Origin of the sequence: Halobaculum sp. XH14 (assembly GCF_032116555.1) — an archaeon.
GTDB classification, from domain to species: domain Archaea; phylum Halobacteriota; class Halobacteria; order Halobacteriales; family Haloferacaceae; genus Halorarum; species Halorarum halobium.
Genome location: NZ_CP134949.1, coordinates 466,668 through 486,411 on the forward strand (window position 1 = coordinate 466,668; position 19,744 = coordinate 486,411).

At 64.7% G+C, this 19,744-nt stretch carries 14 protein-coding genes and 1 CRISPR repeat array (1 of these 15 running past the window's edge); of the genes, 12 read left to right on the forward strand and 2 right to left on the reverse strand.

Annotated elements, in window-relative coordinates; translation table 11 throughout:
- Window positions 1-56 precede the first annotated feature (56 nt).
- Window positions 57-710, reverse strand: a complete 654-nt coding sequence (locus RJT50_RS02285; protein ID WP_313693704.1) for a potassium channel family protein — start codon at window positions 708-710, stop codon at window positions 57-59.
- 112 nt (window positions 711-822) lie between these two features.
- Here RJT50_RS02285 and RJT50_RS02290 point away from each other — a divergent pair, with 112 nt between their 5' ends.
- The 4 genes from RJT50_RS02290 to RJT50_RS02305 all read left to right on the forward strand — a co-directional run bounded on the left by RJT50_RS02290 (window position 823) and on the right by RJT50_RS02305 (window position 4,052).
- Window positions 823-1,434, forward strand: a complete 612-nt coding sequence (locus RJT50_RS02290; RefSeq protein WP_313693706.1) for a metal-dependent hydrolase — start codon at window positions 823-825, stop codon at window positions 1,432-1,434.
- Between the two features lie 95 nt (window positions 1,435-1,529).
- Entirely contained in the window at window positions 1,530-2,150 is a 621-nt protein-coding gene (locus tag RJT50_RS02295; protein WP_313693708.1) for a VOC family protein, read from the forward strand.
- A 192-nt stretch (window positions 2,151-2,342) separates the two neighbouring features.
- Window positions 2,343-2,612, forward strand: a complete 270-nt coding sequence (locus tag RJT50_RS02300) for a DUF8028 family protein (protein WP_313693710.1) — start codon at window positions 2,343-2,345, stop codon at window positions 2,610-2,612.
- A gap of 210 nt (window positions 2,613-2,822) precedes the next feature.
- Entirely contained in the window at window positions 2,823-4,052 is a 1,230-nt protein-coding gene (locus RJT50_RS02305) for a right-handed parallel beta-helix repeat-containing protein (RefSeq protein ID WP_313693712.1), read from the forward strand.
- A gap of 13 nt (window positions 4,053-4,065) precedes the next feature.
- Here the strand turns inward: RJT50_RS02305 and RJT50_RS02310 are convergent, their stop codons facing one another.
- Entirely contained in the window at window positions 4,066-4,302 is a 237-nt protein-coding gene (locus RJT50_RS02310; RefSeq protein ID WP_313693714.1) for a hypothetical protein, read from the reverse strand.
- A 438-nt stretch (window positions 4,303-4,740) separates the two neighbouring features.
- Here RJT50_RS02310 and cas6 point away from each other — a divergent pair, with 438 nt between their 5' ends.
- From cas6 to cas2, 8 genes are read left to right on the forward strand one after another with little or no spacing between them, the layout of a single operon-like run.
- Window positions 4,741-5,547, forward strand: a complete 807-nt coding sequence (cas6, locus tag RJT50_RS02315; protein WP_425499718.1) for a CRISPR-associated endoribonuclease Cas6 — start codon at window positions 4,741-4,743, stop codon at window positions 5,545-5,547.
- Window positions 5,544-7,697 (forward strand): type I-B CRISPR-associated protein Cas8b/Csh1, encoded by a 2,154-nt coding sequence (gene cas8b, locus RJT50_RS02320; RefSeq protein WP_313693717.1) that lies wholly within the window; start codon window positions 5,544-5,546, stop codon window positions 7,695-7,697. Before cas6 ends, cas8b begins: the two co-directional genes overlap by 4 nt.
- Entirely contained in the window at window positions 7,694-8,812 is a 1,119-nt protein-coding gene (cas7b, locus tag RJT50_RS02325) for a type I-B CRISPR-associated protein Cas7/Csh2 (RefSeq protein ID WP_313693720.1), read from the forward strand. Before cas8b ends, cas7b begins: the two co-directional genes overlap by 4 nt.
- Entirely contained in the window at window positions 8,812-9,606 is a 795-nt protein-coding gene (gene cas5b, locus RJT50_RS02330; RefSeq protein ID WP_313693722.1) for a type I-B CRISPR-associated protein Cas5b, read from the forward strand. The genes cas7b and cas5b overlap by 1 nt, the downstream gene beginning before the upstream one ends.
- A 19-nt stretch (window positions 9,607-9,625) precedes the next feature.
- Window positions 9,626-12,307, forward strand: a complete 2,682-nt coding sequence (locus tag RJT50_RS02335; RefSeq protein WP_313693724.1) for a CRISPR-associated endonuclease Cas3'' — start codon at window positions 9,626-9,628, stop codon at window positions 12,305-12,307.
- Window positions 12,304-12,852: a CRISPR-associated protein Cas4 gene (gene cas4, locus RJT50_RS02340; RefSeq protein WP_313693727.1), complete on the forward strand. Its 549-nt coding sequence runs from the start codon at window positions 12,304-12,306 to the stop codon at window positions 12,850-12,852. Before RJT50_RS02335 ends, cas4 begins: the two co-directional genes overlap by 4 nt.
- A 2-nt stretch (window positions 12,853-12,854) precedes the next feature.
- Window positions 12,855-13,847 carry a type I-B CRISPR-associated endonuclease Cas1b gene (gene cas1b, locus RJT50_RS02345; protein ID WP_313693728.1) on the forward strand — a complete coding sequence of 331 codons (993 nt, stop codon included), beginning with the start codon at window positions 12,855-12,857 and terminating at the stop codon, window positions 13,845-13,847.
- Window positions 13,848-14,108 carry a CRISPR-associated endonuclease Cas2 gene (gene cas2 / locus RJT50_RS02350; protein WP_313693730.1) on the forward strand — a complete coding sequence of 87 codons (261 nt, stop codon included), beginning with the start codon at window positions 13,848-13,850 and terminating at the stop codon, window positions 14,106-14,108.
- Between the two features lie 100 nt (window positions 14,109-14,208).
- Window positions 14,209-19,744: direct repeats of the CRISPR family, unit length 30 nt; unit sequence GATTCAGACGAACCCTTGTGGGGTTGAAGC (it continues 646 nt past the right edge of the window).

Here is a 19,744-nt window from a genome sequence, read left to right on the forward strand (position 1 = left end):
CGACTCGCCGAGCCGGAGGCTCGGTCGTTCGCCGTCCCGGTGGACTGGCGTCCGTCTCAGCCGCCCAGCAGCGCGTTCCGGGTGTCCTCCGCCCGTGCGGTCTCGGTGATGAGCGCGAGCCTGTCGCCCGCTTCGACGGTGATCCCGGGCATCGGGATGGTCAGCGGTTCCCGTTTTCGGCCGTGGGCGTACACCCGCGCGCCGTCGAGGGCGATGTCGTGGACGGGCTGGCCGACGACCGGCGCGTCCTCCGGCACCGCGACGGCGACGACCTGGAGCTGTTCGGTCAGGTCGCCGATGGCGTTGAAGTTCCCGCCGAGCAGCGCCGTCTTCGCGCCCGCCGCGCCGAGCCGTTCGGGGTAGATCACCTCGTCGACCGCGCGCTCGTACTCGTCGTACACCTCCTCCCGGAAGTCCTCGGAGATCCGCATGACCGTCCGACAGCCGTACTCCTTGGCGAGCATGCACACCTCGAAGTTCACGTTCGGGTCGCCGGTGAGTCCGCCGACCGCGACCGCTTCCTCGACCCCGGCCTCCCGCAGCACCGAGGGGGTACTGCCGTCGCCCGCGACGACGGTGAACCCGCGTGACCGGGCGCGGTCGACCTTCTCCGGGTCGTCGTCGACGACGACGACCTCGTGGCCCTCCTCGGCCAGCACCCGCGCGGTCCGCGAGCCGACGCGGCCGAAGCCGACGATGATGAGTCGCATGGGGGTGTGGTACGGAGTAGCACGACAAAAACCTACGTCTCCGCCGCGCGCTTTCCCGTCCCCGCTCGGGTGCCCGCGCCGTTTATCCGGTTCAGCGACGTACTCGAAGCCGATGATGGCGACGACGCACGCCCTGGTGGGCGTGCTGATCGGGCTCGGGGTGCTGGCGACGGTTCCGGAAGCCGGCGGTCCGGTGCTGCTCGCGGCCGCGCTCGGCGGGGCGTTCCCGGACCTCGACGTCCTGGCGGTCCACCGGCGGACGCTCCACTTTCCCGTCGGCTACGCCGCGCTGGCGGCGAGTTCCGCTCTGAGCGCGCTGGTCCTCCCCGCCTGGATGGCGATCGCGGCCGCGACGTTCTTCGCCGCCGCGGCCGTCCACGCCGCGACCGACGTGTTCGGCGGGGGGCTCGAACTCCGGCCGTGGGAGGCGACCTCGGATCGGGCGCTGTACGACCACCTCCGTGGTCGCTGGCGACCGCCGCGTCGCTGGATCCGCTACGACGGTGCGCCCGAGGACTTCATGCTCGCGCTCGCGGTCGGCCTGCCGTCCTTCGCCGCGCTGGACGGGAACGCGCGGCTGGGCGTGGTGGCGCTGCTGGGGATTTCGGCCGCCTACGCCGCGTTCCGGCGACCACTCGTCGACGGCGGCGAGACGCTCGTCGGTCTGCTCCCGGCGAGCGTCCTTCGACTGATCCCGGAGACGCTCATCGAGGACCTCCGGTAGGCGCTTTCCATCACTCGGTGACGCGCTCGCTCGCCATCACCCGGTGACACCGATGTCTCCTGTCCGGCTAAGTGGCTGGCACACGTTCGGTCGGTATGGCCGACTCCGAGATACCAGTCACCGCGGAGACGCCCGACAGCGCGTTTCACACCACGGGAACCGACCACATCACGCTCATCGGCAGCAACGAGGCGGACACGGTCGCGTTCTACCGCGACGTGCTCGGGATGTCGCTCGTGTTGCGACAGCCGAACCTCGACGCCCCGGAGGTGACCCACCTGTTCTTCGACACCGGCGACGGCCGGATCCTGACGTTCTTCGTCACCGACGACCGGGATTCGAACCCCGCGCCCCAGCGGACCGGCGTCGGCGCCGTCCACCACCTCGCGTTCAGCATCGAGGCGGGCGAACTGGACGAGATCAAGGCCGCACTGCAGGAGGAGGGACACGGCTTCAACGAGTTCGACCGCGGCGCGTTCCACTCGCTGTACACCCGCGATCACAACGGGCTCACCATCGAACTGGTCGTGGACAAGTACGCCATCCCCGACGACCGGCGCGGCGAGGTGCTGGCGCTCTCCCAGTCCAAGCGCGTCGCGGCCGGCGCGGATTACGTCGACGACGAACACATGCAGGCCGCGCTCGAGGAACTCGGCCTCCCCGTCGAGCGCGCTGACATCCCGGACGCCGCCACCGGGACGGGATATGACAACTGATCTGTATGACGACTTTACGAACTCTGAAGACGTTATGAAACGTCTGATCGTCTCTGAGCGGTTCGTAAAACGTCACGGCCCGTCGGTGAACGGTCCGTGAACGGTGGGCTTACCGCGAACTGACGCGAAGCAGTTCCAAGGAATTGCACCTTATACGATGGTGGCCGTCTCAGGGTGAAACGGAGCCAGCCCATGTCCACGTCCGAACCAACTGACGCCCTCCGAACGGTCGCCACCACCACCCCCGCTCTCGCCCTCCGCGACGGGGTCGAAACGCTCACCGCCGGCGCCGCCGAACTCGTGCGCGTCGTCGCGTTCTGGTTCGCAGCGTTGCTCCCGCTGACGTACCTCCCGATGGTCGCCACCAACCTCGTGGGCGAGTACGCGGTCACGTTCACGGGCCTGCTCGCGCTGCACGCGGTCACGTTGCTGGTCGGACACGGCTACGGCTCCGCCGACTGACTCGGGCCGCTTCCCGCTGGCTTTCGACTCCGACCGGTTCGGGGCCGACGACGCTCGACACCCGGATTTTCCCGCCGGACGTTCCCAGTTCTCTCGGTCAGTCCCGTATCGAACCGGCGGACGCCGGTAAGTTGTCGCCGATTGACGGGAGCGCTCGGTAGCACACAAATACCGAAGGAGCGTTCGCTCGAACTCGCCGACGATTCAGTCATGAACGGAACCAGGCGGAGCCTCCTTCGCGCGGCCGGTTCGATGGGAGTCCTCGGAAGCGTCGCCGGCGTGCCCGGCGTCGGCACCGTCGCCGCACGACAGGAGGGATACGACGTCGTCCGCGTCCCGGCCGATCACGACACGATTCAGGCCGGGGTCGACGCGGCCGCGGCCGGCGATCTCGTCCTCATCTCGCCGGGCACCTACGCGGAGGAGGTGGACGTCACGACGCCGGACATCACGCTCAGAGGGGAGGACCGGAACGGGGTCCTGCTCGACGGCGGGTTCGAGCGAACCCACGCGGTCCACGTCCAGGCCGACGGGGTCGCGGTCGAGAACGTGACCGCCCGCAACTACGAGGTGAACGGCTTCTACTGGACGCAGGTGGAGGGGTTCCGCGGCAGCTTCCTCACGGCCTCGAACAACGGCAACTACGGCATCTACGCCTACGGGTCGCGGGACGGTCGGTTCGAACACAGCTACGCGTCGGGCCACCCGGACGCGGGCTACTACCTCGGGCGGAACCAGCCCTACGAGGCCGTCATCGACGACGTCGTCGCCGAGCACAACGCGATGGGCTACTCGGGGACGAGCACCGGCCCGGACCTCACGATCCGGAACTCGCTCTGGCGGAACAACATGGCCGGCATCGTCCCGAACACGCTGAGCGACAGCGAGTCGCCCGAGCGCGCCTCCACCATCGTCGGCAACGAGGTGACCGGCAACGACAACCGGGACGCCCCCGCGAAGTCGCTCACGTTCCAGACGTTCGGGATGGGCATCGTGCTCTGGGGCGGCTCCGAGAACGTCGTGGAGGACAACGACGTCACCGACCACGAGCACTTCGGCGTCGTCGCACAGCCGAACGTCGTCGAGCCGTCGGGCAACGTCGTCCGGAACAACCGCGTGAGCGGGTCGGGCGTCGCGGACCTCGCGCTCGGAGAGCCCGCGGGCGAGGGGAACGAGTTCGCGGGAAACGAGTTCGCCACGAGCCTGCCCGAGGGGATTCAGACGGACGCGAGCGCCGGGAGCGCCGAGGTGACCGCGGTGTTCGACGAGCACGCGGAACTGGCTGACGAGGGCGAGTACCCGAACGGCGACTGGCGGGAGCAGCCGTTACCCGGCGATCAGCCGACGATGCCGGATCCGATGGCCGCGCCGCGTGTCGCCGATAAGACGACGTCCTGGGAGGCGGCGACGTCGCAGACTGATGCCGTTCGGGATTCGTGAGCGGAGAGCGTCGCTAGTCGAACTTGCTGGTGTGAGAACGGAAGAGCCCAGGCTGGGATGTGTACATCATATTCCTGGCCTCACTTATCATATTGAAGACATCGGCGTGGGCAACACCAGAGCCAAAGTCGAATCCCTCCGCGAACGCATCCAGAACTCCAGCGACCTCAGCGACGACCATCGGAGTGTTCTTCTTGAATTCCGCGACACCCTGTGTCTCCTGAAGCGGGAGTACACCGAGTATCGACACGAGAAAACTCCTGGGCCACTGTACCCGTGTGGCCGAAGTCGTCGGCGGTCTCGCGGACTCCCTCCACGACGAAAGACGCCGCGGAGAATTTCTCCCGATGGATCAACATCACCTACGAGAACGAGAGTACCAACCCGACTACCGGACGGCACTGCGTGTCTTCGGTAGCCGTGTTACCGAGGAAGAGGGAATTCCGGACAGTCTCGAATCGATTCCGTCGGGTACCTCGAACAGCCACAACTCCGTTCGGAACCCCGCCGACAGCTCCGATGCGAAGACGACGTTATCCCGATGATCGAAACCAATTGAGCTGTTAGTAATTCCTCTCCCTCTCTCGTCTAATTCAACCCGACAGAAATGAATTTATAGAAACCTTAATGAATTCATAGAATAGTCAGTTGTTCGTCTCGTGACTCTTCCCAATCGAGGTGATCCGCCCTGCGAGTGATCGCTCGTCTCCGAGCGAGGGCGGATACAGCCTACCAGAACGACTATCACCACAAGCTCCGTGGGCGTCTCTGGAGCGCCCTTGAGGGGACGGAGTACGAATCGGCACACGACACGAACGATCCGCCGGGATTCGCGTTCAGCAACCCGTTCCCGCCTCGGGACATGGCCGAGGGCGACGAGCGAACCCTCATCGTTTCGGCGCCCGAAGAGGGACTCCTCTCCGCGGTGACGACTGACCTCCAGGAGAACCCCGAACTGAACGTCGGGGAGATGCCGTTCACGGTCGAGGACCTCTCGGCGATCTCGCCGGACGTCGGCGAACCGGGGAGCGGCGGCACGATCGAGACGGGGACCGGACTCCTGGTCCGCATCCCGCCGTGGCGCTGTGAGGACTACGGGATCGACAACTCCGGCGAGGAGGCGTTGTACTGGCGGCCGGAACACACCGTCGAACCGTTGCGCGAACAGCTGACGTCGAACCTCGACAAGAAGCACGGCCTGTTCGGCCCAGACTACCTCCCCGGGCCGAGCGAGACCGACGGCGACCTCTTCGAGGGGTTCGAACTGCTGAAGACGTTCGCCGTCCCGCTGCAGGTGACGACCGACCAAACTCTGACGTACGTCCTCTCAAAGTGGCGGTTCGGGTATACCGTCAGAGACGACGACCACCGTCGCCATCTGAACCTCGCGCTGGACTGCGGACTCGGGGAGCGTAACGCGCTGGGGCTGGGGTTCTGTAATCTCGTCGAGAAGCGCGACCCGTACGGCGAACCGGCGCCGGAGGTCCACGGATGAGCCTGCTCCCCGAGCCGCGTGAATTCAGGGAGGAGTACGAGGACGACGAGAAGCTGGCCGCGGAGCTTCCGAACCGGCCGATCACCTCGCTCCGTGACCTTCAGTACGTGTACGGGCGGCTCTACACGCTTGCGACCGCAGGCGGCGGCGAGTACGCGGCGTATCTCACCCCGGAGCAGTCGACCGACCTGTTCGACGAGCCGGAGAGCCTGCTCTCCCTTCGGGTCGATCTGAGCGGCGAGGAACCCACGCTCGATTCCGATCAGCCCGTCGCCGTCGAACGATACGGCAAGGAGAAAGTCGAGGCAGTCGCTCACGCGTGGTTCAACGCCGCCGCGGGGTTCGATCACAGCGTCACCCACCGAACGGGCAAGAACAAGGAGCCGGAGAAGGTTTCGGAGTACCTCCACGAGCGACTCACCGCGTGGGCGGCCGACGAGGTGATCCGGGACGCCGCGTTGGACCACGAGGACGGCTGGATCGTCGAAGCCCTGGCGGCCCTCGGCGAGCAGGAGGGGCTCCGTGACCGTATCGAGGCTGGCGTCGGCGAGCAGCTCGACGGCAAGACCACCGCGCTCACGACCGTGGCGGTCAAGCTCGAGCCGGACGGCGAGTACCGCTTGCCGGGCGAGGCCAGCCCGGTGTTCAACGAGGCGATGCGGGCGCGCAAGCGATCGAAGCTGGTTTCGAAGGGCGAGGCCACGAACTCCGTCGGCGAAGCGACCGACCTCGTGACCGGCCAGCGAGGGCCGACGGTGGGGACCGCGGAGGACCCGCTGAACTACTTCCTCGGCAAGCAGCTCGAGAAGTTCCCGGGCTTCGATCCGGACGAGGCGTGGCGAACCCATCCAGTCTCCGAGGACGTCGCGGTGACGCTGATGAACGCGAGCACGTTCGTCGACGCCTGTGACTACTACACGATGGGGGCGAACGTCTACTACCTCCCGTACTTCTTCGGTCGACTCGGGCCGGATGACGCGAGGGACCTCTACCAGTTGTTGTACGACCTCGTTCACGAAGACGACATGACGCCGGTCGAAAGCGCGTACCGGAGCTACCGGAACGCGCCACGACTCCGAGAGATCGGCGAGCGGTTCCGGTTCTACGTCGCCGCGGTGATGGAACACCAGACCAAGCGCTTCGACGTGTTCGGCGACAGCATGGACGGGACACTGTTCTCGCCGGTCGAGCTCGCCCGGGCACACGAACGGGTCCTTCGGTCGTGGCTGTACGACGCGGAGGGCGGGGCCGATCTGCCCGACCCGCGACTACGAGCCGCGTTCCCGACACCGGACAACTGGGACGTCTTCGTCCCCGACGAGAACGCGCTGCTGGGAACGCTCGCCACGGGGTGGTACTTCGAGCAGACGTTCGACGCGGCCGACGACGACGACGCCAGCGCCGACGACTACCGGATCCGGGCGCTCGTCGCCGTCCTCTCCGGGGAGCCGCTCGACGCCGAGACGGTGCTCGCCGAGTACGTCGACCGGCTCCTGAACGACGAGAGCGAGGGGTTCCCGGGCTTTCGAGTCGCCGCACAGTACGCACAACTCTGTGCGCTCGCCACTGAAGGCTTGCTGACCGGACGCGACGCGTACACGGCAGTCGCAGAACCGCCCCAGTTGACCGACGAGCAGTCGACCACTATGCAACAGGACACACCAGCCCGAGCCGACGGCGGGAACGTCGCGGCGGCACGGGAGACGAAACTCGAACAGTTCCTCGAACGGACTCCGGCCCTCTCCGAGGACCAACCGGAGCGCCGTGGCAGTTTCCTCCTCGGCGCGCTGGTTGGCCAGGTGACCGGCTACCAGCAGGTGAGTGAGGGTCGCTCGACCACGCTCATCGACCAGTACCCGATCAAGGCCGTCACCGAGTCGAAGCTGAAACGGCTCGCCAGCGACGTCCTGGACAAGAACGTCGTCTACTCGCGGGAGAACAACATGGCCGGGACGATGTACCGCGAGGTCGTCGACCGGCTGGTGACGACCCTCCCGCGCATCGACATCGACGGCGACTGGACGCTCGACACGACCGACCTCCGGTTCTACTACTCGCTCGGGGTCGCCTACGGGATGAACAACTGGGCGAGCAGCGACGACGACGAACAGGCCGACGACCGATCCGCAGCCGAGGAGGAAGACGCATGAGCGACACATACGCCGACGACAGCTACGAGCCAGTGACGAATCGCTCCGAGATCGTGTTCTGCTATGACGCCGTCGACGCCAATCCCAACGGCAATCCGCTGAGCGGGGCGAACCGCCCGCGCATCGACCCCGAGACCCAGCGGGCGGTCGTGACGGACGTGCGACTGAAGCGCTACCTCCGCGATCAGCTCGACGACGACGGCCACGGCGTCTACGTCCGGAACGTGAAAAACGACCAGGGAAAGCAGTCTTCCCGCGAGCAGTTGCTCGCCGACCGGATGCGTGACCTCGACCCCGACGACTGGGACCTGGGAACCCTCGACGACGAGGAGGAAGCCGAACTCCGCGAGGAGGTGTTCGGGGCGTTCCTCGACGCCAGCGCGGACGTGCGCTACTTCGGCGCGACGATGAGCGTCGACATGAAGGGAAGCTACGAGGGGTTCGAGGACTACCTCCCGGACCACTTCACCGGTCCCGTCCAGTTCTCGCCCGCGAAGACGCTCCACCCCGTCACCGAGAACGAGGAGTACAACAGCCTCACTAGCGTCATCGCGACGGGCGAGGGCAAGGAACAGGGCGGGTTCGACCTCGACGACCACCGCATCCAGTACGGCTTCATCGCGTTTCACGGCCTGGTCGACGAGCACGGCGCCGCCGACACGAAGCTCTCGACGGCGGACGTGGAGCGACTCGACACGCTGCCGTGGCGCGCCATCAAGAACCAGACCATCAGCCGGAGCAAGGTCGGGCAGGAACCTCGGCTCTACCTCCGGGTCGAGTACGAGGACGAGAGCTTCCACCTCGGCGGGCTCACCCGCGACCTCGACATCGACGAGGAGCGGTCGGTGCCGGCCGACGAACTCAGGAACGTCCGGGAGTTCACCCTCGACGCGACCGACCTCGTCTCCCGGCTCGGCCGCCACGCCGACCGTATCGCCCGCGTCCGTGTCGTCGCGAGCGACGTGCTCGACGTGACCGTCGGTGATGAGGTGTCCACCGCAGGCGACGATATCGGCAAGCACGGCTTCTACGACGCCCTCCGGGAGGCGGTCGGCGACGACACGGTCGAAGTCGTTGACGTCTACGACGAGGCCGCCGAAACGATGCCCGAGTGATGTCCCGAGCGTCACTCGATGACGGGACTGACGACGCCGGCGCCGCGCTGCCGGAGACGTGCCTCTCCTTCGAACTGCGCGGAGAGTGGGGCCACTTCCGACGCGTCGAGGGCAATATCGTTAAACAGACATACCGGATCATCCCCCGGACGACCGTCGCCGGGCTGGTCGCCGCGATGCTCGGGCTGGAGCGGGACAGCTACTACGAGGCGTTCGGTCCCTCGGCCTCGGCCGTCGCTGTGGAGCCTATCGAGGAGCTCCGGGCGATGAACGTGCCCCAGAACACGCTCTCGACGGCCAAAGAGCACATGACGACGATGCCCAGCCGGGGGCACGCGCGCATCTCGATGCCCGACCCAACGGAGTTGCGTCAACAGCACAACTACGAACTGTTGGTCGATCCCGCCTACCGGATAGACCTTCGACTCGCGGACGACCACCTGCGGGAGCGGCTTCGAGCCCGTCTCGAGGACGGCACGTCGTACTACTCGCCGAGCCTCGGACTCTCCGAGCATCTCGCCGAAGTGACGTACCTCGGCGAGTTCGACGTGACGCCGAAAGCGCGGGAGACCACCCGAGTCGACTCGGCCGTCGTGGAAGCGGTCGACAGCGTCGAACTGGAGCCCGACACGGAGGTGAATGTCGAGCGGTCGCCGGCGTTCATGACCGCCGACGAAGGGGGTCGTACGACGAGAGCGTTCCAGTCGCTCGCCTACGCAACCGGAGCGGAGCCGCTGCGGGTACACGACATCGAGACCCGGGAGGTCGATGGGCGCCGGGTGATGTTCTCGTGAACTGGCGAGGACTGTCGCCGTGACGGAGTTCACGGAGCGGCCGTCACACCGCGGGCCGGACGGGGAGCCGATACCGCTTGACAGGCATCTCTCGGACGTTCGGGAACGGGTTGGCTGGCTCGTGCCGGCGGACGCCGAGACGCCGGCGGGGAACTCGCTGCGGGAGCTCGCGGAGACGGTCGCGGTGGTTCACGACTTCGGGAAGCTCACGAGCTGGTTCCAGCAACACCTGAACGACGGTGATCCCGGGGGACCGAAACACCACGCACCCATCGGGAGCCTGCTCGCATCCTACGCGCTCACGGAGCGTGGCTTCGACGGGGCGGAAGCGCTTGTGGGCTTCCTTGCGGTCGCACGACACCACGGCAGGCTCCCCGATGCCGCCGACTACGTCCATCGAGCGGCGATCGAACAGTCGAGCCGGCCGCAGACCCTCTTCCGGGCGGACGCCCTGCAACAGGCCGACAACATCGACGAGACCGTTCCGGAGCTCGCGGCAACAGTCGTCGACTGTGCGACCGCGGGCGGTGGCGGGTGGGAGGCGTTTCGGGAGCGGCTTGCCCGCGCCGAGTCGACGCAGGAGTTCCTATGGCTCGCTAATCCGGCGTGTAGCGGTCGGCGGTATAGTCCGGCCCCGGAGAAGCTCCCCGAGGGGTTCTACGAGGCGCTGCTGAACGTCTGGAGCGCGCTCGTGTTCGCGGACAAGGCGAGCGCCGCGAGCCTCTCCACGGGCGTCGAGATCGGCCGGGACGCCTACCAGTCGTCGCCGCCCCAGCGGCAGGCGATCGACAATCACGTCGCAGAGATCCGGGAGGGGAACGCCGAACTCGACCTCGATTCGCGAACCGAGCGGATGAACGAACGACGTGAGGCCGCCCGGCAGACGATCCACGCCCGCGCGGAAGCGTTCGCCGCCGCCGATCGACGTGTGGCGACGCTGACGCTGCCGACCGGGATGGGAAAGACCCTCTCCGGACTGGACGCCGCGCTGACCCTCCTGAGCGAGCGGTCGGAGGACACGTCGAACCCGTCCGAGGGGCGACTCGTCTACGCGCTGCCGTACACGTCGATCATCGACCAGGTGGCAGACGAGAGCCGCAACCTGTTCGATCCCGGCGAGCGAGCCGACCGCGTCACCGTCGACCACCATCTCGCCGACACGCTTGTCTCGCCGCCCGATTCCGCCGAGGAAGTGGCTGACGACGCCGTCGAGAACGTCGCCGCCCTGTTGGGCGAGAGCTGGCGTTCCGGAATGGTCGTCACCACGTTCGTCCAACTGTTCGAGAGCCTCGCCGGCCCGACCAACAGCCGCTCGATGAAGCTCCCATCGTTGCACGGGAGCGTGATAGTGCTCGACGAACCGCAGGCGCTTCCCCTGGAGTGGTGGCCGCTCGTGGATCGCCTGGTCGAGCTGTTGACCGAGGAGTACGGCGCCTCGGTCATCGCTATGACGGCGACACAGCCGAAGCTCCTCTCGACGGACGGTCGCGAGCCGTTCTCGCTCGTTCCGGACCCCGACCCGTACTACGCCGAGCTGGACCGGCTCGACTTCGAGCTGCACCCCTCGGCGGTGGCGATGCTCCCCGGTCGAACGGACGGCCCCGCCGTCGATGCGGGCAACAGCGAAAGCGTGGTGCTCCCGTACGACCGGGCCAGCGAGCTGCTCGTCGATCGGGTCGACGACGGCTCCTCGGTGCTGACGATCTGCAACACCATCGACAGCGCACGCGAGCTCACGACGGCCGTCGCCGACCAAGCGTCCGTGCTGAACGTCAACGAGGTGTATGCCGACCTGCTCGCCGATGGAGGACAGGCGACCGAGTCGCTCCGCCCGGAGCGAACGATCGCCGAGATCGATCGGCGACGACGAGCGGGCGAGCCGCTGCTGATCCACCTCACGACGCGCCACAGACCGTGTGACCGCCGACACCTCATCGACGTCGCGACCGACCTCGCCGCGGCGGACGAGCCGGTGCTGTTCGTCTCGACACAGCTCGTCGAGGCGGGCGTCGACGTGAGCTTCGACGAGGTGGTACGGGACTTCGCCCCCATGGACAGCCTGGTACAGGCAGCTGGCCGGTGCAACCGCTCCTACGACCGAGCCCGTGGCCGAGTCACCGTCTGGCAACTCGCGCCCCCGTCTGACCGGGAAACTACACCTGCGAGTGCGGTGTACGGCCGCGGCGAGAGCCTCACGAAGCTGACCGGCCAGGCTCTCGAGACGGTGTACGACGGAGAGCCGATGTCCGAGCCCGCCGTGACGCGGGACGCCGTCGAGCGCTACTTCGAGCTCCTCGATGCACGAGACGTCGGTACCGACGAGTACGTCGACTACCTCGAGCGCGCCGAGGCCGAGACGCTCGGGAGGCTCTCGCTCATCGACGAGCGGCCGGCCGTCGACCTCCTCGTCGCACGGACAGCCGGCGAACGGGAGACGATCGAAGAGATACGGGCGGCGTACAACGAGTTCCGGTGGGACGAACTCGACCGGCTCGTCGAGCGGACCGCCGAATGGCAGGTCTCGATCCCGGTCTACCCCGGTGACGACGAGACGCTCGAAGCGCTCGCCGCATGCGAGCCGCTGTTTCCGGACGCCGACCGTCTCGTTCTGGACGGTCGGCCGGGCAGGAGCGACGGCTACTTCGACGCGACCGACGGCGCCGTCGTCCCCGACACAAGCGTGGAGGCCCGGTTGCTGTGAGCGACAGCCCCGTCTCTCGGTTGCTGGCGACGGCCCGCGGGGACGCCGTCGACGACCCGTTCCGCGTCACGGGCGTGATGATGCAGTACTACTACGTCTGTGAACGGGAGCTCTGGTTCGAGAGCCGGAACGTCGAGATCGACCGGGAGAACCCGAGCGTCGCCCGCGGGACGCGCGTCGACGACTCCTCATACGGCGAGCGCACACGGGAGAACCTCCGACTCGGGATGATTTCTCTCGACCTGCTTGAGGACGACCGGGTGATCGAGGTGAAACCCTCTTCGACGCTCACGGAGCCGGCCCGAATGCAGCTCTCGTACTACCTCTGGTATCTCGATCGGGTGCTGGGAGTACGACGAGAGGGGGTGTTGGCGCATCCGACCGAGCGGAGACGGGAGGAGGTACGCCTGACTCCCGAGCGGCGCGAGAAAGTCGAGTCGGCGATCCGCGGGATCCACGGTATCGTCACCGCCGACTCGCCCCCGGAAGCAACTGAGAAACCATACTGTGAGTCGTGTGCGTACCGCGACTTCTGCTGGGTCTAACCATGGACAAGAACTACCACATTTTCTCCGATGGCCGTATCGAACGGAGCGAGGACACGGTTCGGCTCGAGACCGAGGACGGCGAGAAGAAACACATCCCCGTCGAGCACGCGGAGGCCGTCTACCTTCACGGGCAGGTCAACTACAACACGCGCCTAATGTCGTTCCTGAACGACCACGGCGTCGCGGTCCACGTCTTCGGCTGGAACGACCGCTATGCGGGGTCGCTGATGCCGGAGCGAGGGCAGACGAGCGGCCGAACCGTCGTCGAGCAGGTGCGCGCGTACGACGACCCCGAGCACCGACAGCGGATCGCGTCGGCGTTCGTCCGCGGCAGCATCCACAACATGCGGACGAACGTCACCTACTACGACAGTCGGGAGTACGAACTCGACGGCGTTCTCGATGACCTCGACGCCGCGGCGACACGCGTCGGCGACGCCGAAGACATCTCACAACTCATGGGGGTCGAGGCGAGCGCACGCCGGGCGTACTACCGGACGTTCGACGCCGTCCTCCCGGACTCCTTTTCGTTCGATCGCCGGGAGTACAACCCCCCACCGAACCCGGTGAACGCGTTGATCTCCTTCGGAAACAGTCTCGTCTACGCGAACTGCGTGTCGGCCATCCGCGCCACCGCGCTCGACCCGGCGGTGAGCTACCTCCACGAACCCGGAGAGCGCCGGTACTCGCTTTCGCTCGACATCGCGGATCTGTTCAAGCCGGTGCTGGCCGACAGACTGCTGTTTCGGCTGGTGAACCGGAAACAGATCTCCCGTGACGACTTCCGCGAGGAGCTGGACTCGTGTCTCCTCGACGAGGGCGGTCGGGAGACGTTCCTCAAGGAGTTCGAGGAGACTCTCGAGCGGACCGTCGAACATCCGGAGCTGAACCGGAAGGTGAGCTATCAGTACCTGCTCCGGTTGGAGGCGTACAAACTGAAGAAACACCTCTTGACGGGAGAGTCGTACGACCCGTTCCGCCGGTGGTGGTAGATGTACGTCATCGTCGTCTACGATATGGAGGCGGACCGAACCCACCGCATGCTCACGCTCTGTCGGCGCTACCTCATCCACGTGCAGAACTCGGTGCTCGAAGGCGAGATCTCGGAAGGCGACCTCGCCACGCTCAAAGGCGAGATCGAGGACCTGCTGCAGACGGGAGAGTCGGTAGTCGTCTACGAACTCTCCTCGGATTCATTGCTCAACCGCGCCGTCTATGGTGAGGACCCGGCCGAGGACAGCCGATTTCTCTAACGCATGTCGACCCCCAGGGGTTGAACGGGTATTGGAGGTCGACGGAAATAGTGAAGTGAATACCGTAGTTACAGGGGATATGGTGGCCGATTTCACCATGGATTCAGACGAACCCTTGTGGGGTTGAAGCACTCCGAGAGGTCGCGGATCTTCGCCTGGTGGCTGAAGATTCAGACGAACCCTTGTGGGGTTGAAGCGGACGGTCCGGAAGGAGAACCGTGGCGTGACGATCGATTCAGACGAACCCTTGTGGGGTTGAAGCGGACCATTGCACACGTCCCGTCGCACCACACGGGTAGATTCAGACGAACCCTTGTGGGGTTGAAGCCTGCGAGTGGTGCGGGTCGGCCTTCACCTGCTGTGATTCAGACGAACCCTTGTGGGGTTGAAGCGTCTGCTGGCCGGGGCCGGCGCGCTCGACGAGCGGCCGATTCAGACGAACCCTTGTGGGGTTGAAGCCTCCGGGCGTTCGACGCGGTGGGACTTGTGGACGTGATTCAGACGAACCCTTGTGGGGTTGAAGCACGTTTGCGTTCGAGACGGTCGAGAACATCCCCGCGATTCAGACGAACCCTTGTGGGGTTGAAGCTCCGGGCCGGGCGAAACGCGCGGCTGGAAAATCACAGGATTCAGACGAACCCTTGTGGGGTTGAAGCTTGCGTTCGGTCATAGTGCCGTCTCCAATTCCGCGTGATTCAGACGAACCCTTGTGGGGTTGAAGCACAGTCCGGACACACGATGTCAACGGATTTGGGGTCGGATTCAGACGAACCCTTGTGGGGTTGAAGCTTCGACACGCGCCCCGAGGCAGACGACGCGTTTGGATTCAGACGAACCCTTGTGGGGTTGAAGCGGGCGAGGGCGGCGTCCTCAACCTGCGGCCGTTCGGAGATTCAGACGAACCCTTGTGGGGTTGAAGCCACGTCTGCGTTAGTGCCGTCACCATATCCGAAGTGGATTCAGACGAACCCTTGTGGGGTTGAAGCCGGTAGTGCTCATGGGTTACCACCCCTCTCCATCCGATTCAGACGAACCCTTGTGGGGTTGAAGCCAGTGAGGCGCGTAGTCGCCGCCGTCGAAGTCGGGGGATTCAGACGAACCCTTGTGGGGTTGAAGCGTTGTCCGACACGGTGAGCGTCCCCGGGAACTTGCGGATTCAGACGAACCCTTGTGGGGTTGAAGCTACTTCGCGCGCGGAATGGCGCGATACGCCTACAACGATTCAGACGAACCCTTGTGGGGTTGAAGCGTCCACGGGGTCGGCCTCCTCGGTGGCGGGTGCCTCGATTCAGACGAACCCTTGTGGGGTTGAAGCTCGTACCGCTTCCGGAGGTCCTCGGACTGCCCGAGGGATTCAGACGAACCCTTGTGGGGTTGAAGCTTTCTGTAGCCAGTCGCGGCCGTGCCGGGCGAACCGCGATTCAGACGAACCCTTGTGGGGTTGAAGCCGCTTCTCCTCGGTTGTGTTAGCACTCGGCGCTCTGAGATTCAGACGAACCCTTGTGGGGTTGAAGCGCCTGCCGCAGCGCCCGGCGGACGTCGTCGATGGTGATTCAGACGAACCCTTGTGGGGTTGAAGCCCCCACCGTCCGGGCCGCCGGGGTAGTTCTCCGGCGGATTCAGACGAACCCTTGTGGGGTTGAAGCACCCGATGGGATTCCGAGCCTGGGACGACGTCCCCGGGATTCAGACGAACCCTTGTGGGGTTGAAGCTCGTGGACGCCCTGGGGGGCGTCCTCCCAGATGAACGGATTCAGACGAACCCTTGTGGGGTTGAAGCTCCTCTGCATCGGGAGTGGTGTCCTCCGCGTCGTCGGCGGTCTGCGATTCAGACGAACCCTTGTGGGGTTGAAGCGTGATACGATACGCCCTTTTATGCAACAGGAGCGGATTCAGACGAACCCTTGTGGGGTTGAAGCTCGCTCCGGTGCCGGTCGTAGCACAGCGAGCTGCGATTCAGACGAACCCTTGTGGGGTTGAAGCGTCTCGTCGGGGTCCGTCTCGTCCGTCTCGTCGGGCGATTCAGACGAACCCTTGTGGGGTTGAAGCCTCCGCGAATACTGCATGGTCTACACGCAGGTCGAGGATTCAGACGAACCCTTGTGGGGTTGAAGCACGTCCATGTCACGCTCGTCTACGGGTTCCTCGTTGGGGATTCAGACGAACCCTTGTGGGGTTGAAGCACGTTCTGCAGCCCTCCGTGAGAGCCGTCGATGAACGGATTCAGACGAACCCTTGTGGGGTTGAAGCCTCGAGGTACTGCCCGCGGTGCTCCTCGCACGTCACGGATTCAGACGAACCCTTGTGGGGTTGAAGCCGCTCGTCGGAGACCGTGCAGCCCCCGCAGTTGTGGATTCAGACGAACCCTTGTGGGGTTGAAGCCACTGTCCCGTGGAACTCGGGTCGCCCGCGTTGACCGATTCAGACGAACCCTTGTGGGGTTGAAGCGACCCATGAGCATCGTCGAGGCTCAGACCGACGGGGATTCAGACGAACCCTTGTGGGGTTGAAGCGGAGGTCGGCGACCTCGGACCGGAGGGCGTCGAGTTGATTCAGACGAACCCTTGTGGGGTTGAAGCGATCACACGACGACAGGGTAGGCAAAGGTCGGTTTGATTCAGACGAACCCTTGTGGGGTTGAAGCCTGTACCGGGTCGAAGCGGTCGAGGTCGAGACGGAAGATTCAGACGAACCCTTGTGGGGTTGAAGCCCAGTAGGCCCACCCCGTGTCAACCATATCATCCACGGGATTCAGACGAACCCTTGTGGGGTTGAAGCGTCGCGCGGCGCGTCGAGGCGGTCCCCGGCTACGCGATTCAGACGAACCCTTGTGGGGTTGAAGCTTGGAAGGCGTCGTTGAGCCGGCGCGTGTCCCAGTCCGATTCAGACGAACCCTTGTGGGGTTGAAGCCGCGAACGACTCCGCGAGATTGGCTCGCTCGCCAACGATTCAGACGAACCCTTGTGGGGTTGAAGCGCGTCCAGGCCGGTCGCGGTGTCCAGGTACACGATGGATTCAGACGAACCCTTGTGGGGTTGAAGCCGTTCGGGTGCAGCGCGTCTTCGGCGTCCATCGTCGATTCAGACGAACCCTTGTGGGGTTGAAGCGGCCTCTACATTGAACGTCACGTCGACGGGCCCAGCTGATTCAGACGAACCCTTGTGGGGTTGAAGCAACTGCCAGTGCCATCAGCAGCTCGTGCTCGAGGAGATTCAGACGAACCCTTGTGGGGTTGAAGCGCGAGATAGCGAATCACCTTGTACGTCGTATCTCGGATTCAGACGAACCCTTGTGGGGTTGAAGCCTTGGAAGAACGACTGCCTGCGTGTCGTAGACCTGGATTCAGACGAACCCTTGTGGGGTTGAAGCGTTTGGGGGAGCATCTGTCGAACCAACCGTGTCCGTGGATTCAGACGAACCCTTGTGGGGTTGAAGCCCGCGGAAGTATCGGAGCCACAAGCACGAGTGGGCGATTCAGACGAACCCTTGTGGGGTTGAAGCACCCGCCGGCTCAGCCCCGTCTGGCTGGTCTGGAACGGATTCAGACGAACCCTTGTGGGGTTGAAGCGAGGAGACGGTCGGCCTCGAGGGGGTGCTCTCGTCGGGATTCAGACGAACCCTTGTGGGGTTGAAGCGACCGGGAAAACAGCGCGAAGCCACTCCAGGACCCGGATTCAGACGAACCCTTGTGGGGTTGAAGCGGACGAGATGGTCAACTGGTATCTTGCCGAGGGGCGGATTCAGACGAACCCTTGTGGGGTTGAAGCCGAGATATGATCGGACTCTTCGAGGTCCTCCGTCGTGATTCAGACGAACCCTTGTGGGGTTGAAGCTCCTCCCCCGTGTGGCAGAACATGCACTCCCCCTCCGATTCAGACGAACCCTTGTGGGGTTGAAGCGGTCCGATTCGGAGACGCCAGTACCCACGGCGGTATCGATTCAGACGAACCCTTGTGGGGTTGAAGCTTGTGCAACGTCTCCCGCGTGGTCGCTTCCGGGTTGTGATTCAGACGAACCCTTGTGGGGTTGAAGCAACTCGAAGAACGTCACGAGTATGCCGGGCCGAAGGTGATTCAGACGAACCCTTGTGGGGTTGAAGCGCTGAGCCTTCCCCCTCGAAGACTTCGTCCGCGAGGATTCAGACGAACCCTTGTGGGGTTGAAGCTGCTTGGTCGGTCGTGTTCACCGTGTCTTCTTGGTCGGATTCAGACGAACCCTTGTGGGGTTGAAGCTCGCAGAGATCTCCGTCGGCGGTCTCACTCACCGTGATTCAGACGAACCCTTGTGGGGTTGAAGCCCCGTGAAATCGCCGTACGTGACGTTCTCTACGTAGATTCAGACGAACCCTTGTGGGGTTGAAGCGCCTGGAACCAGGGCGCTCCGACGGTGTCCAGTCTAAGATTCAGACGAACCCTTGTGGGGTTGAAGCCCCGCTACCCCGGACTCGTTGTCCTTGGTCGTGATGAGATTCAGACGAACCCTTGTGGGGTTGAAGCGATGGTCGTGATACCCCCGCGCTCGTCGCTGGACGCAGATTCAGACGAACCCTTGTGGGGTTGAAGCCTGGTTGATGGACACGTCGTCCAACTGCCCGAACGATTCAGACGAACCCTTGTGGGGTTGAAGCACGTGCTGCGAAACGTCGATGAACCCCGCTCGCCGGGATTCAGACGAACCCTTGTGGGGTTGAAGCGGACGAGGCTCGTTCGCGGTCGGGTGCGACTGCAAGGATTCAGACGAACCCTTGTGGGGTTGAAGCCGTCTCCCGGCGGTGGTGACGGCGGACTCGTCGGTAGATTCAGACGAACCCTTGTGGGGTTGAAGCGGCGGGTACGTCTGTCCCTCTTGCGACTTCGACGATCGATTCAGACGAACCCTTGTGGGGTTGAAGCGACAACATCGAGCCGGCGCCGCCCCGGGACCGCTCCGGATTCAGACGAACCCTTGTGGGGTTGAAGCTCGCAGTCGGACGCGCAGTACCTCCACGACGTGGTCGGATTCAGACGAACCCTTGTGGGGTTGAAGCGACAAGGAGAAGTGGCGATTTGAGGAGACAGACGGTCGATTCAGACGAACCCTTGTGGGGTTGAAGCTTCACAATCGGGTTTGTTCTTGGGTTACTGGTGCTGGATTCAGACGAACCCTTGTGGGGTTGAAGCATATTTACTGTCACATACGACGAGTCCATCGATAACAGATTCAGACGAACCCTTGTGGGGTTGAAGCCCCGTCCAGACGCGGGCGGACGACGGGCCTGATAGCCGATTCAGACGAACCCTTGTGGGGTTGAAGCCCGGTCCGGACGGCTACATCACGGTCGAAGTGTCGGATTCAGACGAACCCTTGTGGGGTTGAAGCACTCGTCCCCACGTCGCCGTCGCCGCTCGGGGACGATTCAGACGAACCCTTGTGGGGTTGAAGCAGCGGACGAGTGGCCGGGGGACGTGCGCGCCGATTAGATTCAGACGAACCCTTGTGGGGTTGAAGCATCCGCGAGGCCGTCGCCGTCCCAGTCGAGGCCGTCCGATTCAGACGAACCCTTGTGGGGTTGAAGCCACGTGTGGAATCTGTCGGTGAGGACCTTGGACGATGGATTCAGACGAACCCTTGTGGGGTTGAAGCATCCGCGAGGTCGT